The sequence below is a fragment of the Pseudoalteromonas sp. NZS11_1 genome (genome assembly GCF_015864275.1).
Lineage (GTDB): Bacteria > Pseudomonadota > Gammaproteobacteria > Enterobacterales > Alteromonadaceae > Pseudoalteromonas > Pseudoalteromonas arctica.
On the sequence record NZ_JADYXK010000004.1, the window covers coordinates 177,218 to 194,805 of the forward strand.

Genomic DNA, 17,588 nt, shown 5'->3' on the forward strand with positions numbered 1-17,588 from the left:
ATCGAGCAACAAAGAGTTAATTGTCCCTAGAAAGAACCCTATGGGCAGTGTGTATTTGGCCTTTATGCAGCGTTAAAGTACATTTATGGGGAGTCACCACACTACATGTACTTTGCCTTGCTTAAAAACCAAATACACGGCTGCAAAATTAACCTCGAAAGGTCAATACGCCCAATAAATTCTATTTATATGCTTTATTAATTATCTAAATTAAAGCCTGCTTGCTAAGGTGTAAACCATTAATAAAAAATAACCGCCATAACTGGCATCAATATAAGTGCTGTATTTATGCAAAATAAGCTAACAAATCAATCTAATAATGCGCTACAACACGTTGTAGCCAGTAAGCTTGCACGATCTGTTTTTGCTGGATTTGAGGCGATGTTTTCGCAATTTTTAAATATTACACTGGGTGCACAAAGCCGTTTTGAACAACGACAGTATCACAGTGTACAAAGTGCTATGCGTGAACGTTTACAGGTGTATGAGCGCGAAGTTAAAAACGTGAGTGAAGCCGTCAGAGTTATTGCTTATGCTGAACTTACTTGCCCGCAAACGTGGCAGTTAGCTAAAAATATTTACGGCGATATGGTAGAAAATCACGAAAATAAACCTATTGCGCATACCTTTTTTAACTCAACGTTTGGCGCAATTTGGGACGATAAAAAAATTCGTACTGTGCATTTGTTTGTATTAAAAGCAAAGTATCGTAGTGAGCCGCGCTCTTATGAAAGCTTAGTGAGCAGGGTATCGCTACATAATGGGTTTAATAACGCCGTTAAAACGCTTATCACTAATCAAGTATTTAGAGTGCCGTTTAGTCATTTAGAACGCGATGTAGCCACATTACAAAGTACGTTAATGCAAGGCGCTAAGCAGCAATGCAAACAGGTGTACGAACTTATAAATTTAAACGATGGGTATATTGAATACGCCAACTCATTATTTTTTAGAAACAAAGCCTGTTATTTAATTGGGCGCTGCATTGCTAAAAATGGCGACAATATGCCTTTTGCTATCGCTATTTTAAATACCGATGAGGGACTAAAGCTTGATGCTGTAATGATGGGCGCCGATCAATTAAGTTTATTATTTGGTTTTGCACGCACCTATTTTATGGTTGATACCGATAAGCCCGCTCGTTATGTAGATTACTTAAGTGTGTTAATGCCACATAAACAACGCTTTGAGTTATTTAACGCCATTGGTTTTATAAAGCACGCCAAAACTGAGTTTTATCGACACAAGGTTGATACGACTAAAAATAGTCCAGCCAACTTTAAGTATGTCACAGCACCAGGGACGCCAGGTATGGTAATGCTGGTATTTACTATTGAAGGGCTAGATTACGTTTATAAAGTAATTAAAGACAAATTTAGTGCGCCAAAAACAGCCACCAAAGCACAAGTGAAAGAAAAGTATAACTTTGTAAAACAAGCCGATAGGGTTGGTCGTTTGGTAGACACACACGAATTTAGATATTTAGCGTTTGATTTAAGCCGTTTTAGCGATGAACTGCTTGAGCAGATGAAAAGCCAAATTGGCAGCAGCATGGTTATATCTGGCAAGGCACTTATTTTAAAGCACGTTTATGTTGAGCGTAAAATGACCCCGCTTAATTTATATATTACCCAATGCGATAACAAAACCTTAGAGAGAGTTATGCATGATTACGGTAAAGCAATTAAAGAATTAGCCGGTGCTAATATATTTCCGGGCGACATGCTAATGAAAAACTTTGGCGTAACGCGATGGGGGCGAGTGGTGTTTTACGACTTTGACGAAATTTGCCCACTAACCGATTGCAACTTTAGAGAGGTGCCACAAACCCAAAATGCACTTGAAGAGCTAAGTAGTAACTCGTATTTTGATATAGCTGAAAACGATATATTTCCGAGCCAATTTAATGTGTTTTTTAGCGCCAACGAGATTGCGTTTAATTATTTTAATAATGAGCACAGTAACTTGTTTTTAGCGACGTTTTGGCAAGGTTCTCAGCAACAAGTACACAATGGTTTTCTACCCGATGTTTATCCTTACAAACAAAGTTGGCGCTTTTGAGGTTGTTTGAATCTGTGTTCATCCCCATCTATATGTTATTACAGTTTTTAAACTTGGAGCAACAATGAAATATATTTCTCATGAAGATGGTAATCTTGCATTTAGTGAAACCGAAAAACCGGTTTTAAAGAGCCATGAAGTACTTGTTAAAGTTGCAGCAATAGGTGTAAACCGTGCAGACAGTATGCAGCGCCAAGGTAAATACCCGGCCCCTGCGGGAGATAGTCCTATTTTAGGTTTAGAATGTGCCGGTGTTGTTAGCGATATTGGTGGTAAAGTTGATAGAGTTTGGCTTAATAAACGTGTTTTTGCTTTGTGTTCTGGTGGCGCTTACAGTGAATATGTAGCCGTTGATGCAAAGCAGCTTATGGAATTACCCGATGATGTAACAATGGCTGAAGGCGCAGCAATAAGCGAAGTGTACCTAACAGCATTTGGCGCGTTATTTGAGCTTGGTAAATTGCAAAAAGGGCAAACAGCGCTTATTCATGCAGGTGCTAGTGGTGTGGGCGGTGCAGCAATTCAAATGGCTAAAAGCGCAGGTGCTACCGTGGTTATTACCGCAGGTACGGATGACAAATGCCGACACGCAAAAGAACTCGGTGCCGATCATGCAATTAACTACAAAACCACCGACTTTGTAGAATATATGAAAGCAAATGAGTTAACAGCAAATGCAATTGTAGATCCTGTTTCGGGGAGTTACTTAAATAAAAATGCCGCTATTGCAGCGATGGATTGCCAAATTGTGATGCTTGCATTTTTAGATGGACGCTTTGCAGAAGTTGATTTTGCCGCGCTTTTACGCAAACGTATTTCGTTTCATGCCTCAACGCTTAGAAATCGTAGTATTGAGTTTAAACGCCAGGTGCGCGACGACTTTGTAGCGCGTTTTTACAATGATATTGCCACTAAAAAGTACGACTTTAACCTGTATAAAACATTGCCTTGGAGCGACGCAAACGAAGCTCATGCTATTTTAGAGCGTAATGAAAATGCTGGTAAAGTTGTTTTACTTGTAGAGTAACTCTTTAATTTTAGGGTTTAGCCCATATACTAAGCCCTATAAAAAACACTTAAGGTTTAATAATGAATCCAATACTAGCAATACTTAAAGAGCACAATGTAAGCGACGAAAAAGTAAAAGCATTGTTTGAAGCGTTTACTCAAAACCCAATGATGGCAATGGCGCTTGTTCAAGAGCTTGGTATTCCGCCAGAAAAACTACAGCAACTAATGGCAGTCGTAATGACTCAACCGCACCTTATTAAAGAAGCGACTGATGAACTTGGTTTAGATTTTGAAAAAGTAAAAGAAGCGAAAGAAAAACTAAATCAATAATTTTTTATGTGATGAAACAAAAATAAATAAAAGAGCATAAGTATTTACTTATGCTTTTTTATTTGGCTTATTCTTTTATGACTACTCTTTTGGAAGTAGTACGGTGTCGATAACATGAATTACGCCGTTGCTTGCTTTTACATCAGCTTTTACAACTTTAGCGTCATTTATCATTACGCCCATGCTGTCGGCTTTAACCATAACTGATTGGCCTTGTAGTGTTTTCGCACTATCTACCTTCATTACGTCGGCTGCCATCACTTTTCCAGACACTACGTGATAAGTTAATACCGCCGTTAGCTTGTCTTTGTTTTCAGGCTTGAGTAGCATTTCAACAGTGCCTTCAGGTAATTTAGAAAATGCAGCATCTGTTGGTGCAAAAATAGTAAACGGTCCTTTACCTTGCAGTGTTTCAACTAAACCTGCGGCTTTAACAGCAGCAACAAGAGTAGTGAACGAACCATTTTCAACGGCTACTTCAACAACGTCTTTTTTCATACCATGATGATCAGCATAAGCCATTGTAGTAAATCCAAGGCTTGCAGTTGTAAACAATAATGCAGTAGTAATTTTCTTAAACATTTTATTTTCCTTTAAGTTAATACCCGTTGGTTTCGTTAAATGTTACGACGCTCTAAATTTAATCGATCAATTAAAATTAGTAGTCAACATGTTTTGTTACATCATTGATTGAACTGCAGCTAATTAACAAAGTCATATAAACAGTTACTTAATTAAAGACTTGTTCAATTGAAGGGAATAGGCATGAAATTAGTTTATAAGTTTTGGAAAAATAACCGCTCTCTTATCGTATTTATTGCACTGATGAGCGTATTTAGAAGCGCTGTTGCCGATTGGTACGAAGTACCAACAGGCTCAATGAAACCGACCATTCAAGAAGGTGACAGAATACTTACCGATAAAATGGCCTACGATATTCGCGTCCCATTTACGCACATAAAATTACTTAAATTAGCGGATCCACAAGCTGGTGATATTATTGTTTTTGACTCACAAGCTGCCGATAACCGTTTAATTAAGCGTGTAATTGGTGTGCCAGGAGACACCGTTGCGCTTGAAAATAATGAGCTCATTATTAATGGTAAAAAACTTAATTATGCAGATCAGCGCAGCAACATAGACTCACTTGATAAAATTGAAGATTTAAACGGATTAGAGCATTCGATAAGAGTGGCAAATATTCCTTCACGTTTATCGGGGTTTGATGCAATTACAATTCCTGATGATTATTACTTAGCAATGGGCGATAACCGCGACAATAGCGCTGACTCGCGTGTAATAGGTTTAATTCCGCGTAACGAGTTATTAGGAAAAGCAGAGCGCGTTATAGTGTCACTTGATTACGATAATTATTACTTACCAAGAAAAGATCGCGTATTGAAAAAGCTGAATTAATTAGTAGTAATTAATTTTGTATAGCGCCCAATCAAATTTTATGAGCGCACATTTGGCTATTTTATAAATAAAATAAACTGCCTATTTAGGCAGTTTACTTATATAGTTTTTTACAAGCTTGGTAAGGTGGCTACGCTCTTGTTCGGTATTTAATACCTTACAAAAATCGCCACTTACTGCCGCGCCACAAGCACCTGCTTCAAACCATTGTGATAAATTATCTAAATTCACACCACCAACAGGTATTAATTGTGCTTCTGAAAATGGACCTGTTAATGCTTTAAAGTAACCAACGCCCATACTGCCCGCAGGAAATACCTTAATAATATCTGCCTTATATTCAATTGCATTTGCTACATCGGTAGGTGTTAGCGCGCCCATTAATACTGGTAACCCGTGCTGGTGGGCAAGTTCGACAACCGATTTGTTGGTATTTGGCGTTACGATAAACTGCGCGCCTGCATCAATTGCTTGCTGAGCAAGGGTGGTGTTAATTATTGTGCCTGCACCAATAAGTGCGTTTTTATGAGCTGCACGAGCTTTTGCTATTTCTTGCTCAAAGCCCGGTGTATTTGAGGTGATCTCGAGTGCGTTTATGCCCGCATTAACTAAACAATCAATTAATGGTGCTACATCACCTTGTTGCTTTAAGCGCAGTATGGCGACTAATTTGTGTTGTTTTATTTGGCTACTTACTTTTATTCTGTTGGCATCTAAAATTTGGGTCATAATTACAATTCACTTTATTTAATACAGAGGCATTCGTATTGAATATACGACTAAACATTGTTTTTGCCCATAAAAAAACCGCTGATGTATCAGCGGTTTTTATTGTATGAGTAATATTACATTACGCGCATACCAGGCTCTGAGCCGTCATCTGGGTTAAGAATATAAATTTCTTTTCCGCCAGGACCTGCAGCTAATACCATGCCCTCTGACATACCAAAGCGCATTTTACGAGGCTTAAGGTTAGCGACCATAACGGTTAACTTACCTTCAAGATCCTCTGGTGCGTAAGCTGATTTAATACCTGCAAACACTTGGCGAGTTTCTCCGCCTAAATCAAGTGTTAGCTTAAGTAGTTTATCAGCGCCTTCTACGTGCTCTGCTTTAGCAATTTTAGCTACGCGTAAGTCTACTTTTGCAAAGTCATCAAATTCTATCTCGTCGCTAATCGGCTCTTTTGCAAGTGGGCTGTTAGGGTCAATAGTTACTTTTGGCGCTAAGCTTTCTTTAGATTCTTCAACCATTTTATTTACTTTATCCATTTCAACACGTTGCATTAACGGTTTAAATTTATTGATAGGGTGGCTTACGAGTGCATTTTGAACGCCGTCCCATGCAAGGTCGTCATTTAAAAATGCTTGTACGTTGTCGGCCATTTCTGGTAGCACTGGTTTTAAGTAAGTAATTAAAACGCGGAATAAGTTAAGACCAAGAGAACACACTTCGTGTGCTTCTTGTTGCTTAGTGTCGTCTTTAATTAATACCCAAGGTGCTGCGCCATCAATAAATTGGTTTGCTTTGTCGGCAAGCGCCATTATTTCGCGAATTGCGCGGCTGTAATCGCGGTTTTCGTAGTGTGTTGTAATGCTAGGTGCAGCCGCTTGAAACTCTGCTAACAGCTCTGGTTGCATAATAGTGCTGCTTAGCTTGCCATCAAACTTTTTAGTAATAAAGCCAGCACAACGGCTCGCTATGTTTACTACTTTACCTACTAGGTCTGAATTTACGCGTTGTGCAAAGTCTTCTAGGTTTAAATCAAGATCAACAATACCGCTGCTTAATTTTGCTGCGTAGTAGTAACGTAAGTACTCTGGGTTTAAGTTATCTAAATAAGTACGCGCTTTAATAAACGTACCCTTTGATTTAGACATTTTTTCGCCATTTACAGTAACAAAACCATGAGCGAATACGTTAGTTGGCTTTCTAAAATTAGCGCCTTCTAACATTGCTGGCCAAAATAAGCTGTGGAAATAAATGATGTCTTTACCAATAAAGTGATAAAGCTCAGCGTCTGAACCTTCAGCCCAAAACTCATCAAAGTTGATGCCTTTTTTATCACATAGGTTTTTAAAGCTCGCCATGTAACCAATAGGTGCATCTAACCAAACGTAAAAATATTTGCCCGGTGCATTTGGAATTTCAAAACCAAAGTAAGGCGCATCACGGCTAATATCCCACTGCTGCAGGCCATCGGTAAACCATTCGTCTAGCTTGTTAGCCATTTCTTGTTGAATAGTGCCCGAGTGTAACCACTCTTTTAGCATGCCTTCAAATGCTGGCAGGTCAAAAAAGTAATGTTCAGAATCTTTAAGTACAGGCTCAGCACCTGACATTACAGAGCGCGGATTAATGAGTTCTGTTGGGCTGTATGTAGCACCACATGAATCACAGCTGTCGCCGTTTTGGTTTTCAGACTTACACGTTGGACAAGTACCTGTTACAAAGCGATCGGGTAAGAAAATACCTTTTTCTGGATCGAATAATTGCGAAATAGTGTGCTTTTTAATATGGCCGGCATCGTTTAGGCGGTTATAAATAAGCTCGCTAAATTCTTTGTTTTCTTGGCTGTGCGTGCTGTGGTAGTTATCAAATTTGATATTAAAGTCAGCAAAGTCGCGTTGGCGCTCTATGCTCACTTGTTTTACCATTTCTTCAGGCGTGATCCCTTGCTTTTGCGCATTAAGCATAATTGGCGTGCCGTGGGCATCGTCTGCGCAAACATAATAAGCTTCATGGCCCTGTAGTTTTTGAAAACGTGACCAAATATCAGTTTGAATATATTCCAATAAATGACCTAAGTGAGTAGGGCCATTTGCATAAGGTAATGCGCTGGTAATCAGGATCTTTCGCTGCGTCATAATCATTCCGAATTGAGGATAAAACGCCGTTTTTATTATACAAACGGCAATTATCATTAATTTATCTACAAGCTATCTGCTTAGAGTGTGCACAGCTTATGGATTTTTATTAATTGACTGGTGTTAATGCCCTGAATGTTACATAATTCCGTGGCACTTTTCATCAAAGAAACGCTATTTAATTGCTATGTTTGGACTGTCGAAACTATTCTCTTCTAAATCGGTGCAAAAACAACCGATTATTACTGCCTTAGCGGCATATCGTAGTGCGGCTTTTGCCGTCGGTATTGACGAAAGCTTCATTGATACTATTACTCAAAATGACGATAAATCACTACACATTAAATTAACCCTACCATTTGCTGGGCAATCAGAAATGCCTTTAGTTGAGCAACACGTAAGTGAATGCTTAAATGTGCCTGTAACAATTAGCGCCAAGGTTATCATTAAAGAGGCAGCTAAGTTTAAGGCGATTAAACATATTGTGCTTATTGCCTCAGGCAAAGGCGGAGTAGGTAAGTCGACTACTGCTGTTAACTTGGCGGGCGCCCTTAAAAACGAAGGCGCAAAGGTGGGTATTTTAGATGCTGATATTTATGGCCCATCTATTCCAATGCTTTTAGGCTTGGTGGGCGCAGAGCCCGTCACTAAAGATAACAAACAGCTACAGCCTTTTGATGCAAACGGCATTAAAGCGCAGTCAATTGGCTTTTTAGTCCCAAGCGATGACGCCACTGTATGGCGCGGACCAATGGCGTCAGGCGCACTTAGCCAATTGCTTAACGAGACTGATTGGGGTGAGCTTGATTACTTAATTGTGGATATGCCACCGGGCACCGGTGATATTCAACTAACAATGAGCCAAAAAGTACCAGCGAGCGGTACTGTTATTGTCACTACGCCGCAAGACTTAGCCCTTGCCGATGCGCAAAAAGGCATTGCTATGTTTAATAAAGTAAACGTGCCAGTGCTGGGCTTAATTGAAAACATGAGTTATTACATTTGCAGCCACTGCGGTGAAGCTAACCACGTATTTGGTAAAGACGGCGCACAAAAACTTGCGCACAAGCACGGCGTACCCGTACTTAGCCATATTCCTCTTGCAATAGATATACGCGAGTATTCTGAGCAAGGAAAACTTATTGCCAACGATAACGACGCGGCGATAAGCAAAACATACAGCGCAGCAGCGAGGCTTATAGCCAGCACGCTCTATTATCAACAGCATCACAATGCAATTGAAATTGTGATTACAGAAGATTAATAAATAATGAGACTTTCAGACACACATATTAATGAATACCTAAGCGATGGTCGCATTGTTATTGAGCCTGCGCCAACAAGTGACATGATTTCAGGCGTAACTGCCGATTTGCGATTAGGTAATAAATTTAGAACTTTTAATGCACACAACGCGGCATACGTCGATTTAAGTGGTCCAAAAGATCAGCTAAATAAAGCCATGGAATCAATCATGAGTGAAGAAATAGTGCTTGATGAAGGTGAAGCATTCTTTTTACACCCAGGTGAACTCGCACTAGCTATTACCCATGAAAAAGTAACTTTGCCAGCAGATATAGTAGGTTGGTTAGATGGACGCTCATCGCTTGCGCGTTTGGGTTTAATGGTGCATGTAACCGCGCACCGAATAGACCCAGGCTGGAGCGGTAATATTGTTTTAGAGTTTTACAACTCAGGTAAATTACCACTGGCACTACGCCCACTGATGAAAATTGGTGCTATGAGCTTTGAAATGCTATCGGGACCGTGTGAAAACCCATACAACATCCGTAAAGATGCAAAATATAAAGATCAAAACAGTGCAGTAGCAAGTCGTATTAGTGACGATAAGTAATCACCAAATATAGACATTACTCGTCTATTTTATGAAGCGCATAACCCAGTAGTTCAAAGTACTGGTTAAGCGCTTCATTTGCTTTATTAATATGCCCAATATTTGGGTATATTAAATTACTACTTTGTAAGCCCCCCACTAAAAAGCTATTTTTTATATTTGAATGCTGCTCAATACAGGCTTCAAAACAACGTGCGGCAAGCTCCTCTGGCATACTCATATAATTCATATTGTGAGCCTTATCGTGTTCTATGCATGTTTGTACAAAGCTATTTGCATCAACGCCGTGCTCATCTAAAAATACATTTTTATAAAAACTGTTCAAAGCATTATTAAGTGGGTGCGATAAATTAGGCGTGTTTGAAAGCCATAATTTGGAGGCAAAACCAAATCGTGGTTTTGCTGCAAATAAATGCTCGCTTATATGATGATCAAACGCATGAAACCATTCGTGAGCAAGTGCACCACCGCCTGCATTTTTTGCAAGGGCAAGCGTTTGAGAGGCTGCATTATAATGTGCTTGTACACCTTTTTGACCGCCATGACCAAATGCAAAATTAAGTTTGCCACGAAGACCAATAGCTTTGGGCGGTAAATGCAGTATTTGTGCAAGGTCGGCCAGTGCATCGTAAATTAAATTAGCGCTAATGTAGCGCTCTTCTTTAGTTACCCATTTACCGACGACCATTGACCTAAAGCCAAAGGTATCTCTTATATCGCTAAAGTCGACTTGGTCGTCAAAGCGATAGTCGGGGCCTTGGCGAGTAAAGCCACGTTTTAGCCTGTTAGGGTAGTTACGCATTGCAAGTTTCATATAGTAACGAATTTAATCTAAGTAACGTGCTTTTACGTGCTCGGGCATGTGTTGGGTTTGTTTTTGTATTAATTCATCAAGCACATTATAAAGTGGTGCAGGATTTAACTGCTCTATTAAAAACAAACTATGCGCTACGGCTTCAAGTGTGGATAGGCTGTCGGCCCTAGGGGCTTTACGAATAGCATAACGATTTTTAGGTAACTGTTTAAAACTGACCGTTTTGAATTGATTTAGCAATGTGGTGAGCTGCAAAATTTTGTAGGCTTTTTTCCATGTACCATCAACCACGATTAAATGGGTGATGTTTTTTATATTAGATTGCTCAGCGCTATCGTCTAAATTTACAGCATGTTCGTTAGGGTAGAGCAAAACAGTTGAGCTTACTGGCAGTGATTTAAGAATAGAAAAGTCGTCATTATTTTCGCCTTTGACTATTTGGCAATCAGTTAGGCATAAATTGAGTAGTTTAGCGGTATTTTTTGCTATTTTTTCTTCGCTTGGGTGCTGTAGAATAATAACCTTAACTTTGTTGTTTATATTTGTAATTGCGCTGCAAATACAGGTGTTAAGTGCAAAGTTACAATGATTACAAAGTGTGCGTGCCATTTAATAAACTTTTTGTTGCCAGTATGATCCTCACAATTATACATTTATAAGGTAATTAAGTTGGTTTTTTTTACGCATCAATATAAAGTAGTACTATTAAACTGTAATTTACATGGATTGTTTTAAGGGCTTAAAATATGACAGAAATAAATATTGATACATCAGCATTAGAGAGTATGGAATCGTTATTGGGTGAGCAGTTTGCTGATACACTTGATTTTTGCTGCTCGGAGTTTGAGCGTTTAGGCTCTGAAGTTTTAGCAACCATTGGAAAAGACAGAGAAGCGGCTATTCGTCATTCTCATAGCTTAAAATCTAACGCTGCGCAGTTTGGTGCTTCAAGCCTTGCTGAAGTATCTCGCGTTATTGAACAAAATTTAAACCTAGATAACTTAGCTGAAGCCATCGACGCATCTAATAGCTTAATGGCTCAAGTAACTGGCTCTCAAGCTAAGCTAAATGAATGGTTAGCATCTCGTTAATTATTGAAACTGAAACGTGAATTTATTTCAGTACTAAGTAATCAAATACACTGGCATTTTGCGCCTTTACTAGGTTAGTCTAAAGACTCACTAGTCGAGGTAAAAATGTCTGATATTAAAAAGAGTCACAAATTAGAAGGTGTATGTTATGACATTCGTGGGCCGGTTTTAGCACAAGCTAAAAAAATGGAAGACGAAGGTCAAAAAGTATTAAAATTGAATATAGGTAATCCGGCTGCTTTTGGTTTTGATATGCCAGAGGACATGCACCGCGATATTATCCGCAACTTATATTCAGCCCAAGGCTACTGTGACTCTAAAGGCCTCTATTCAGCCCGCGTGGCTATTTATCAGCATTACCAACAACGTGGATTACATAATTTAGATGTAGATAACATTTATATTGGTAATGGCGTAAGCGAACTCATTCAAATGATCACTCAAGCGCTATTAAATAATGGTGACGAAGTGCTTATTCCTGCTCCAGATTATCCACTTTGGACTGCTTCGGTCACGTTATCGGGTGGTAATCCGGTACATTATTTATGTGATGAAGAGCAAGATTGGTTTCCGGACATTGCAGATATAAAAAGTAAAATCACTTCAAAAACAAAAGCATTGGTATTAATTAACCCTAATAATCCAACCGGTGCGGTTTATAGCGACGACTTGTTAATGCAATTAATCGATATCGCACGCGAACACAAATTACTGTTATTGAGCGATGAAATTTACGAGAAGATTTTATACGATGGTATAACGCATACTTCAATCGGCTCACTTTGCGACGATGTGCCTATTATTACTTTTAATGGTTTAGCAAAAACATACCGTGCAGCGGGGCTGAGAATGGGGTGGATGGTTTTGAGCGGTCGTACCTCGGTAATGGATGATTTACGCAAAGGCCTAGAAATACTTTCATCTATGCGTTTGTGCGCAAATGTACCTGCACAATATGCAATTCAACAGGCGTTGGGTGGCGTGCAATCAATTGATAGTCTAATAAACCCGGGTGGGCGCTTATATGAGCAGCGTGATATTGCATGGCGTGGATTAAATGCTATTGAAGGCATTAGTTGTAAAAAACCTAAAGGCGCGCTCTATGCGTTTGCTAAAGTTGATACAGCACTTTTTAACGTTAAAGATGATGAAAAGATGATGTACGATTTGCTAAAAGCCGAAAAAATATTACTTGTACATGGCAGGGCGTTTAATTGGCCCGAGCCGGATCATTTTAGGTTGGTATTTTTACCAAGCAAAGATGATTTATCCGATGCGATGTTAAAAATGAAGCGCTTTTTTAAAGACTATCGCCAAGTATAGTTATTAAAAAAATAATAAAAAAACGAGCCAAATTTGGCTCGTCTTTGTTTTAAACGTCAATAGACATAACTATTTAATACGCTTTATCTACACGCACTGTGTTGTCGTTCAAGTACACTAATCTTACGTTATCGCCTTTGCTAAAACGCATTGATTGGTCCTGATCTTGAACAACCATAAACTGGTCGCCATTTTCAACTTGTATTAATAACTCTACAAAGTGATTTTGCTGATAATGACTTTGCTGCTGCCTATTATGTGCAACACTGCCGCCAATTACCGAACCTAATATTGTTGCTACTGTACGGCCGCTACCACCACCAAACTGGTTGCCTACTACGCCACCGAGTAATGCACCGCCGAAGGTTTTCCAGCCGTTGTTTTTATCTTGAATGATTTCTTGTTCGGTAATATTGCGTACCGATTTTACGTCACCAAATAAAACTTGCTGCACAGGGACTGCTTTATTGCGCTCGTATTTAGCAAACGTAGGCGCGCTTATTGTAAGTAAAGCGCACATAATTAGAGTAATTGCTTTCATAACTAGCTCCTTTTATACCAACCGGCATAAATCTTTGATCAATTTAACGAATTAAATTGCGCTATAACGTCGTTAAAAATTTTTATTTAGAACAACTAGATACAAAAATTTTTGCCTAGCTCTAGCGTAATTTTCTTATTGTTAAATAGACCCCATATATAAGCAGATTAGTATTAGCTACCAGCCAAAGGTTGATTTTTCTTTAGTTTTACGAATTTCAGTTTCGTCTGCCCACTCAACTAGGCCGCTTTCCATATCCATTAAACGCATTGTAAATTTGTAGTATACGTCTGATTTATCGGCATTTGATTTAACAATACTTGATAAGTTTCCATATAACATATATTGCGCACCAATTTGTTTACCAAATGCAACGGCTGTTGCAGGGTTAACAAGAGCATCTTCATTTTGAAACGTTAATTGCTCACGTACTGACTCAACACGGGTCATATCTACAAAACGGAACTTACCGCTGCGTAGCATTTGTGTTGAGATTGAATCGGTGATTGATTCTGTATCAATGTGCTCGCTGGTTTTATTTTTAATACGCTCAACAAATACTACAGGGCGTTTATTAGCGGTCATTGTGCCAACAACAGGTGAGCTGAGTAATGAGTCGGTCATTTGGCTCGCTACTTTTTGTAAGTCGGTAGAACCAAAATTAATATCTGTCGTTTCTACTGCTTGTGCATCGCCATAACTTACTACGGCTTTATTAGCACAGCCACTTAACACTAAAGCGCTCAAGCCAACTAAAGCGTAAGTTGATGCTGTTTTAAATTTGTTACTGATGATCATGGTTGTTTCCTTTAATCTTTAAATTCTTGTGATTCGGTAGACACTTCTCTTACTGCTAAAGAAAAGGTAACCGCATCAGAGCTAGGTGCTAAGCCCGGTAATTGTGTTTTTGCAAAACCAAATAAGGTGAGAGCTTGCCAAGGTGAATGATTGCCTTTAATAACAAAGCCGTCTTTATCAAACCAATTAAATTGATACTGCAAATACTGTGATTTTTTATACTGGCTCGAGAGTGTCACTACTACATCGGTTAACTGGTTGGTTTGACGTGTTTTTACATCAGTAATTGCCAGCTTTTTACCAAGCTCTGGGTTATCTACACGTAATTGCTCATTAAACTGGTTTTTATTTTGTTCAACAGAAATACCCGATGTAACCGGTTTGCTGGAACATGCACTGAGCATTAAGACTGCTAATAATGGCGCTATGTATTTCATGATGGCTCCTAGGCCTATTGACCTTTATGGATTAAAATTTATTTTATCTAAGGGCGATTTAATCGAGGCGCGAGGTTTGTAACCTAGTGGGCTAAGTAAAAACCGAGCAACAAAGAGTCAATCGCCCCTAGGACGAACCCAACGGGCAGCGCATGTTTGGCATTTATGCTGCGTTATCGCCTATTTATGGGGAACAACCACATTACATAGGCTCTGCCTTGCCTAAAAACCAAACATACTTCTGTAAATTCAACCTCGAAAGGTCAATAGGCCCTAAAGTTGAACTACGTGATAATTAAAGTAGTTATTAATAGAGGTTAAGTAAATTAACGTTAACCCTTGCTTACTAATGGTAAAATTTATAGGTGTTTGTGTGCCTATATGCAGAGAATGCTCACCTGCGTTTAGGCTTTGCCTTGCAACACTTATTTGATTTGGAAGTGTAAGCCAACTGCGTGTATCAGCTTGCTCAGAAGCCAAATTATAAATATTGGCAAGTATATTACCTACGTCACCAGCACTGCGTGCAAGCTCTGCACGGACTTTTTCTTTAGCTACTAACCTAAGCACTTGACGAGCTACTTTTGCAGGTATTTGATCTTCTAATGTTTTTGCTGCAAGTGCTTCAATGTGTACTAATGGGCTCAGCTCTAAGCTTTGTGCATCTAAGTTTATATTATTAAGGCGGCGCACATAGGCATTATCTTTATATACTGGCATTGCAAGGCTGTAAAAGCGTGCATCGCCGCGTGATGAATAAATTGGTAAGCGCAGTTTAAATTCATCTTGTTTTGGTACTAAGCCTTGTTCAAATAAAACAATTACTTCGCCTTGTGTTGCAGAAATAGTGGGTGCATCACTAAAACGTTTTTTAAATTCGCTTAGGTCTTGGTCAAACCCTTGTTTTTTAGCAAGGCGCATTACGTCCTGCTGTAAATAAATATTGTTAGGTTGTATAGCCAGTGCTTTTTTATAATCAATATAAGCATCGTCATACTGTTTAGCACTTTGGTAAAGCAAAGCAGATAAATAAAATGTGTAGGCATTTTGAAAGCCATTTTTCACGTCTCTGGTCACATTGCCCATGCTAGGGTAGTGCTGCTGCGCTTCCTTAACTGTTGAGTCGCCATCTGTTTTATTTTCGCTTAGTGCATCAACTTGTACTTTATTAGCGCGGCGAATTTCGACCAAAGCGCCTTCTACATCATTTTTATACACGTAGTTAAGTGCTTTATAACTATGAAGCATACTCATTTCGTAAGCCGGTGGCACATAAGTTATGGCTGAGTCGTTAGTAAATAACGCATTGCTTTGCTCAAGCCCCGCACTTACTTGTATTTTGGCGGCTTCACGTTTTTTTTGCATTTGCGTATACACGTTCTCAAATTTACTTTGTGCCTCTTGTGGCTTATTGGCAAAGTCGTTTAAGCGAGCTTGCTCAAGTTGGTTGAGTAAGTAGCTGCTGTGCATGGTGCTATTATTGGCAATAAGGGATTGCGCTTCTTCGATATTGTTTTTCTCGATCGCATTTCTTATTGGTGTCATTTGCGTGGCATAGTCATTAAATAGGTCATTAAAGCCCATTGTGCTACACCCACTTAAAATACAACAAAAGCTTAAAATTATACTTAGGCGCACTGTGCACTCCTCTCAATTCACCTGTATACATTAACATATTATTTTTAGCTAAATGTGTGAAATATTGTAAAAAATCGTAGAATAAAACTGCCTGCTAATAAAGAAATATAAAATGACATTGGTGAACAAAGTGTGAATTTTCTTGTTGGGTAACAATATTGAAATGCTTAAGGTACTTTATTGGTCTTATTGAATACAATGATCTCTAAAGCGTAACGATAAATGAATTTTTTAAATGAAGTAATTGCTATTCACTAAGTCGTATACGAAAAATACTAAAAGGATATCTTGTGTTGTAGACACCGTATTTTGCAAATGCGGCTAAGATTTGAGTATAAATGATCTAATTTATTAAAACTAAATACTCTCTTTGCACAGTTATACCAATCCTGTTTAAATGTGCTGCTCAGTAAGCGGTTTTATAGGCGCTTATGACAATATTTTGAGCTTAGTAGGTTAATTAGTTGATTAATTGAAATAACGCTGTAATTCGTTTTTATTGCTAAGGAATTTTTTTTGAAAGCTACGTTGTACACAATCATTGCTTTAATTGCGTTTGCTGCAAACTCTCTTTTTTGCAGAATGGCTTTAGCCGAAGGCTATATAGATGCTTGGAACTTTACAGTTATTCGCTTACTCAGTGGTGCTGCGTGTTTGGGCATTATAATGGCTATTTATACTCATAATTTAAAACGAAAAGGCACTTTTAACCCCGCTATTTTAAGCGATAAAGGAAGCTGGCGAAGCAGTATAAGCCTATTAGTTTATGCACTTTGTTTTTCGATTGCATACGTAGAGCTAGATACAGGCACCGGTGCACTGATTTTGTTTTCAGCCGTGCAACTCACTATGATTGGCTGGGGTATATATCAAAAAGAGCAGTTGAGTGTGCTTCAGTGGTGCGCGTTTATAGTGGCGCTAGGTGGGTTTGTATATTTAATGCTGCCATCTGCTGCTGTACCTTCATTATTAGGTGCATCACTTATGGCACTCAGTGGTGTGGCATGGGGTATTTACAGTATTCGCGGTAAAGTGTGCGTATCGCCACTGCGTACTACGGGGTTTAACTTTATAAGAAGCTTAGTGGCTATCCCTATTTTATTACTTGTTGGTATGAGTTATTTAAAAAATATGAGTATTGAAGGGGTTTTGCTTGCATGTGCCTCGGGTGCGATAGCGTCTGGAATTGGTTACAGTGTTTGGTATGTGGCAATGCCGCTGCTTAAAAGCACCCAGGCGGCTGTTGTGCAGCTTTGTGTGCCGGTACTTGCAGCCATTGCCGGGGTCTTGTTTTTATCAGAGCAGGTAACAATGGAGTTTATAGTTGCAAGCTCCTTAATATTAGGCGCTGTGCTGGTATTTATTTTAAATAAAAAGAAGGCTTAATATTATTTAAGTTAACCTTC

At 39.0% G+C, this 17,588-nt stretch carries 18 protein-coding genes; 9 read left to right on the forward strand and 9 right to left on the reverse strand.

The window, feature by feature from the left end; translation table 11 throughout:
• Positions 1-288: 288 nt before the first annotated feature.
• The 3 genes from aceK to I6F44_RS05640 all read left to right on the forward strand — a co-directional run bounded on the left by aceK (position 289) and on the right by I6F44_RS05640 (position 3,402).
• Positions 289-2,061, forward strand: coding sequence for a bifunctional isocitrate dehydrogenase kinase/phosphatase (aceK, locus tag I6F44_RS05630; RefSeq protein ID WP_197173398.1), 1,773 nt, complete (start codon positions 289-291; stop codon positions 2,059-2,061).
• A 64-nt stretch (positions 2,062-2,125) separates the two neighbouring features.
• Entirely contained in the window at positions 2,126-3,088 is a 963-nt protein-coding gene (locus I6F44_RS05635) for a zinc-binding dehydrogenase (RefSeq protein WP_010554229.1), read from the forward strand.
• Between the two features lie 62 nt (positions 3,089-3,150).
• A complete protein-coding gene (locus tag I6F44_RS05640) occupies positions 3,151-3,402 on the forward strand; it encodes a DUF2999 family protein (protein ID WP_007582532.1) in 252 nt (83 codons plus the stop codon).
• An 81-nt stretch (positions 3,403-3,483) separates the two neighbouring features.
• On the opposite strand, the gene I6F44_RS05645 is transcribed toward I6F44_RS05640, so the two are convergent.
• On the reverse strand, positions 3,484-3,984 hold the full coding sequence (locus I6F44_RS05645) for a fasciclin domain-containing protein (RefSeq protein WP_007582534.1): 501 nt from the start codon (positions 3,982-3,984) through the stop codon (positions 3,484-3,486).
• Positions 3,985-4,167: 183 nt separating this feature from the next.
• Between I6F44_RS05645 and lepB the strand changes: the two genes are divergently transcribed.
• Positions 4,168-4,818, forward strand: a complete 651-nt coding sequence (gene lepB / locus I6F44_RS05650) for a signal peptidase I (RefSeq protein WP_007582535.1) — start codon at positions 4,168-4,170, stop codon at positions 4,816-4,818.
• Positions 4,819-4,899: 81 nt separating this feature from the next.
• Here the strand turns inward: lepB and I6F44_RS05655 are convergent, their stop codons facing one another.
• A complete protein-coding gene (locus I6F44_RS05655) occupies positions 4,900-5,547 on the reverse strand; it encodes a bifunctional 4-hydroxy-2-oxoglutarate aldolase/2-dehydro-3-deoxy-phosphogluconate aldolase (RefSeq protein WP_024593389.1) in 648 nt (215 codons plus the stop codon).
• Between the two features lie 116 nt (positions 5,548-5,663).
• A complete protein-coding gene (gene metG / locus I6F44_RS05660) occupies positions 5,664-7,685 on the reverse strand; it encodes a methionine--tRNA ligase (RefSeq protein ID WP_121955560.1) in 2,022 nt (673 codons plus the stop codon).
• A gap of 187 nt (positions 7,686-7,872) precedes the next feature.
• Here metG and apbC point away from each other — a divergent pair, with 187 nt between their 5' ends.
• Positions 7,873-8,949 (forward strand): iron-sulfur cluster carrier protein ApbC, encoded by a 1,077-nt coding sequence (gene apbC / locus I6F44_RS05665; protein ID WP_121955559.1) that lies wholly within the window; start codon positions 7,873-7,875, stop codon positions 8,947-8,949.
• A gap of 6 nt (positions 8,950-8,955) precedes the next feature.
• Positions 8,956-9,540, forward strand: coding sequence for a dCTP deaminase (gene dcd / locus I6F44_RS05670; RefSeq protein WP_007582539.1), 585 nt, complete (start codon positions 8,956-8,958; stop codon positions 9,538-9,540).
• Positions 9,541-9,556: 16 nt separating this feature from the next.
• On the opposite strand, the gene I6F44_RS05675 is transcribed toward dcd, so the two are convergent.
• A complete protein-coding gene (locus tag I6F44_RS05675) occupies positions 9,557-10,342 on the reverse strand; it encodes a CLCA_X family protein (protein ID WP_024608140.1) in 786 nt (261 codons plus the stop codon).
• Positions 10,343-10,366: 24 nt separating this feature from the next.
• Positions 10,367-10,963 (reverse strand): tRNA-uridine aminocarboxypropyltransferase, encoded by a 597-nt coding sequence (locus tag I6F44_RS05680; RefSeq protein ID WP_010554237.1) that lies wholly within the window; start codon positions 10,961-10,963, stop codon positions 10,367-10,369.
• A gap of 137 nt (positions 10,964-11,100) precedes the next feature.
• On the opposite strand from I6F44_RS05680, the gene I6F44_RS05685 reads away from it, so the two are divergent.
• Both I6F44_RS05685 and I6F44_RS05690 read left to right on the forward strand, forming a co-directional pair.
• Entirely contained in the window at positions 11,101-11,445 is a 345-nt protein-coding gene (locus tag I6F44_RS05685; RefSeq protein ID WP_007582543.1) for an Hpt domain-containing protein, read from the forward strand.
• Between the two features lie 105 nt (positions 11,446-11,550).
• On the forward strand, positions 11,551-12,768 hold the full coding sequence (locus I6F44_RS05690; RefSeq protein WP_024608138.1) for a pyridoxal phosphate-dependent aminotransferase: 1,218 nt from the start codon (positions 11,551-11,553) through the stop codon (positions 12,766-12,768).
• Between the two features lie 73 nt (positions 12,769-12,841).
• On the opposite strand, the gene I6F44_RS05695 is transcribed toward I6F44_RS05690, so the two are convergent.
• The 4 genes from I6F44_RS05695 to I6F44_RS05710 form a co-directional block, all read right to left on the reverse strand.
• The gene (locus tag I6F44_RS05695; protein ID WP_121955391.1) at positions 12,842-13,309 is read right to left on the reverse strand and encodes a glycine zipper 2TM domain-containing protein; all 468 of its coding nucleotides are present in this window, start codon (positions 13,307-13,309) and stop codon (positions 12,842-12,844) included.
• Between the two features lie 177 nt (positions 13,310-13,486).
• Positions 13,487-14,107 (reverse strand): penicillin-binding protein activator LpoB, encoded by a 621-nt coding sequence (gene lpoB, locus I6F44_RS05700; protein ID WP_007375407.1) that lies wholly within the window; start codon positions 14,105-14,107, stop codon positions 13,487-13,489.
• A gap of 11 nt (positions 14,108-14,118) precedes the next feature.
• On the reverse strand, positions 14,119-14,544 hold the full coding sequence (locus I6F44_RS05705) for a YcfL family protein (RefSeq protein ID WP_007582549.1): 426 nt from the start codon (positions 14,542-14,544) through the stop codon (positions 14,119-14,121).
• 273 nt (positions 14,545-14,817) lie between these two features.
• Positions 14,818-16,182, reverse strand: a complete 1,365-nt coding sequence (locus tag I6F44_RS05710; RefSeq protein ID WP_121955390.1) for a COG3014 family protein — start codon at positions 16,180-16,182, stop codon at positions 14,818-14,820.
• 516 nt (positions 16,183-16,698) lie between these two features.
• Between I6F44_RS05710 and I6F44_RS05715 the strand changes: the two genes are divergently transcribed.
• Entirely contained in the window at positions 16,699-17,568 is an 870-nt protein-coding gene (locus tag I6F44_RS05715; RefSeq protein ID WP_121955389.1) for a DMT family transporter, read from the forward strand.
• Positions 17,569-17,588 lie beyond the last annotated feature (20 nt).

What these genes read in the sequence shown, in the direction of transcription:
- aceK (WP_197173398.1), top strand. Translation starts at nt 289, where the DNA reads ATGCAAAATAAGCTAACAAATCAATCTAATAATGCGCTACAACACGTT.
- I6F44_RS05635 (WP_010554229.1), top strand. Translation starts at nt 2,126, where the DNA reads ATGAAATATATTTCTCATGAAGATGGTAATCTTGCATTTAGTGAAACC.
- I6F44_RS05640 (WP_007582532.1), top strand. Translation starts at nt 3,151, where the DNA reads ATGAATCCAATACTAGCAATACTTAAAGAGCACAATGTAAGCGACGAA.
- I6F44_RS05645 (WP_007582534.1), bottom strand. Translation starts at nt 3,984, where the DNA reads ATGTTTAAGAAAATTACTACTGCATTATTGTTTACAACTGCAAGCCTT.
- lepB (WP_007582535.1), top strand. Translation starts at nt 4,168, where the DNA reads ATGAAATTAGTTTATAAGTTTTGGAAAAATAACCGCTCTCTTATCGTA.
- I6F44_RS05655 (WP_024593389.1), bottom strand. Translation starts at nt 5,547, where the DNA reads ATGACCCAAATTTTAGATGCCAACAGAATAAAAGTAAGTAGCCAAATA.
- metG (WP_121955560.1), bottom strand. Translation starts at nt 7,685, where the DNA reads ATGACGCAGCGAAAGATCCTGATTACCAGCGCATTACCTTATGCAAAT.
- apbC (WP_121955559.1), top strand. Translation starts at nt 7,873, where the DNA reads ATGTTTGGACTGTCGAAACTATTCTCTTCTAAATCGGTGCAAAAACAA.
- dcd (WP_007582539.1), top strand. Translation starts at nt 8,956, where the DNA reads ATGAGACTTTCAGACACACATATTAATGAATACCTAAGCGATGGTCGC.
- I6F44_RS05675 (WP_024608140.1), bottom strand. Translation starts at nt 10,342, where the DNA reads ATGCGTAACTACCCTAACAGGCTAAAACGTGGCTTTACTCGCCAAGGC.
- I6F44_RS05680 (WP_010554237.1), bottom strand. Translation starts at nt 10,963, where the DNA reads ATGGCACGCACACTTTGTAATCATTGTAACTTTGCACTTAACACCTGT.
- I6F44_RS05685 (WP_007582543.1), top strand. Translation starts at nt 11,101, where the DNA reads ATGACAGAAATAAATATTGATACATCAGCATTAGAGAGTATGGAATCG.
- I6F44_RS05690 (WP_024608138.1), top strand. Translation starts at nt 11,551, where the DNA reads ATGTCTGATATTAAAAAGAGTCACAAATTAGAAGGTGTATGTTATGAC.
- I6F44_RS05695 (WP_121955391.1), bottom strand. Translation starts at nt 13,309, where the DNA reads ATGAAAGCAATTACTCTAATTATGTGCGCTTTACTTACAATAAGCGCG.
- lpoB (WP_007375407.1), bottom strand. Translation starts at nt 14,107, where the DNA reads ATGATCATCAGTAACAAATTTAAAACAGCATCAACTTACGCTTTAGTT.
- I6F44_RS05705 (WP_007582549.1), bottom strand. Translation starts at nt 14,544, where the DNA reads ATGAAATACATAGCGCCATTATTAGCAGTCTTAATGCTCAGTGCATGT.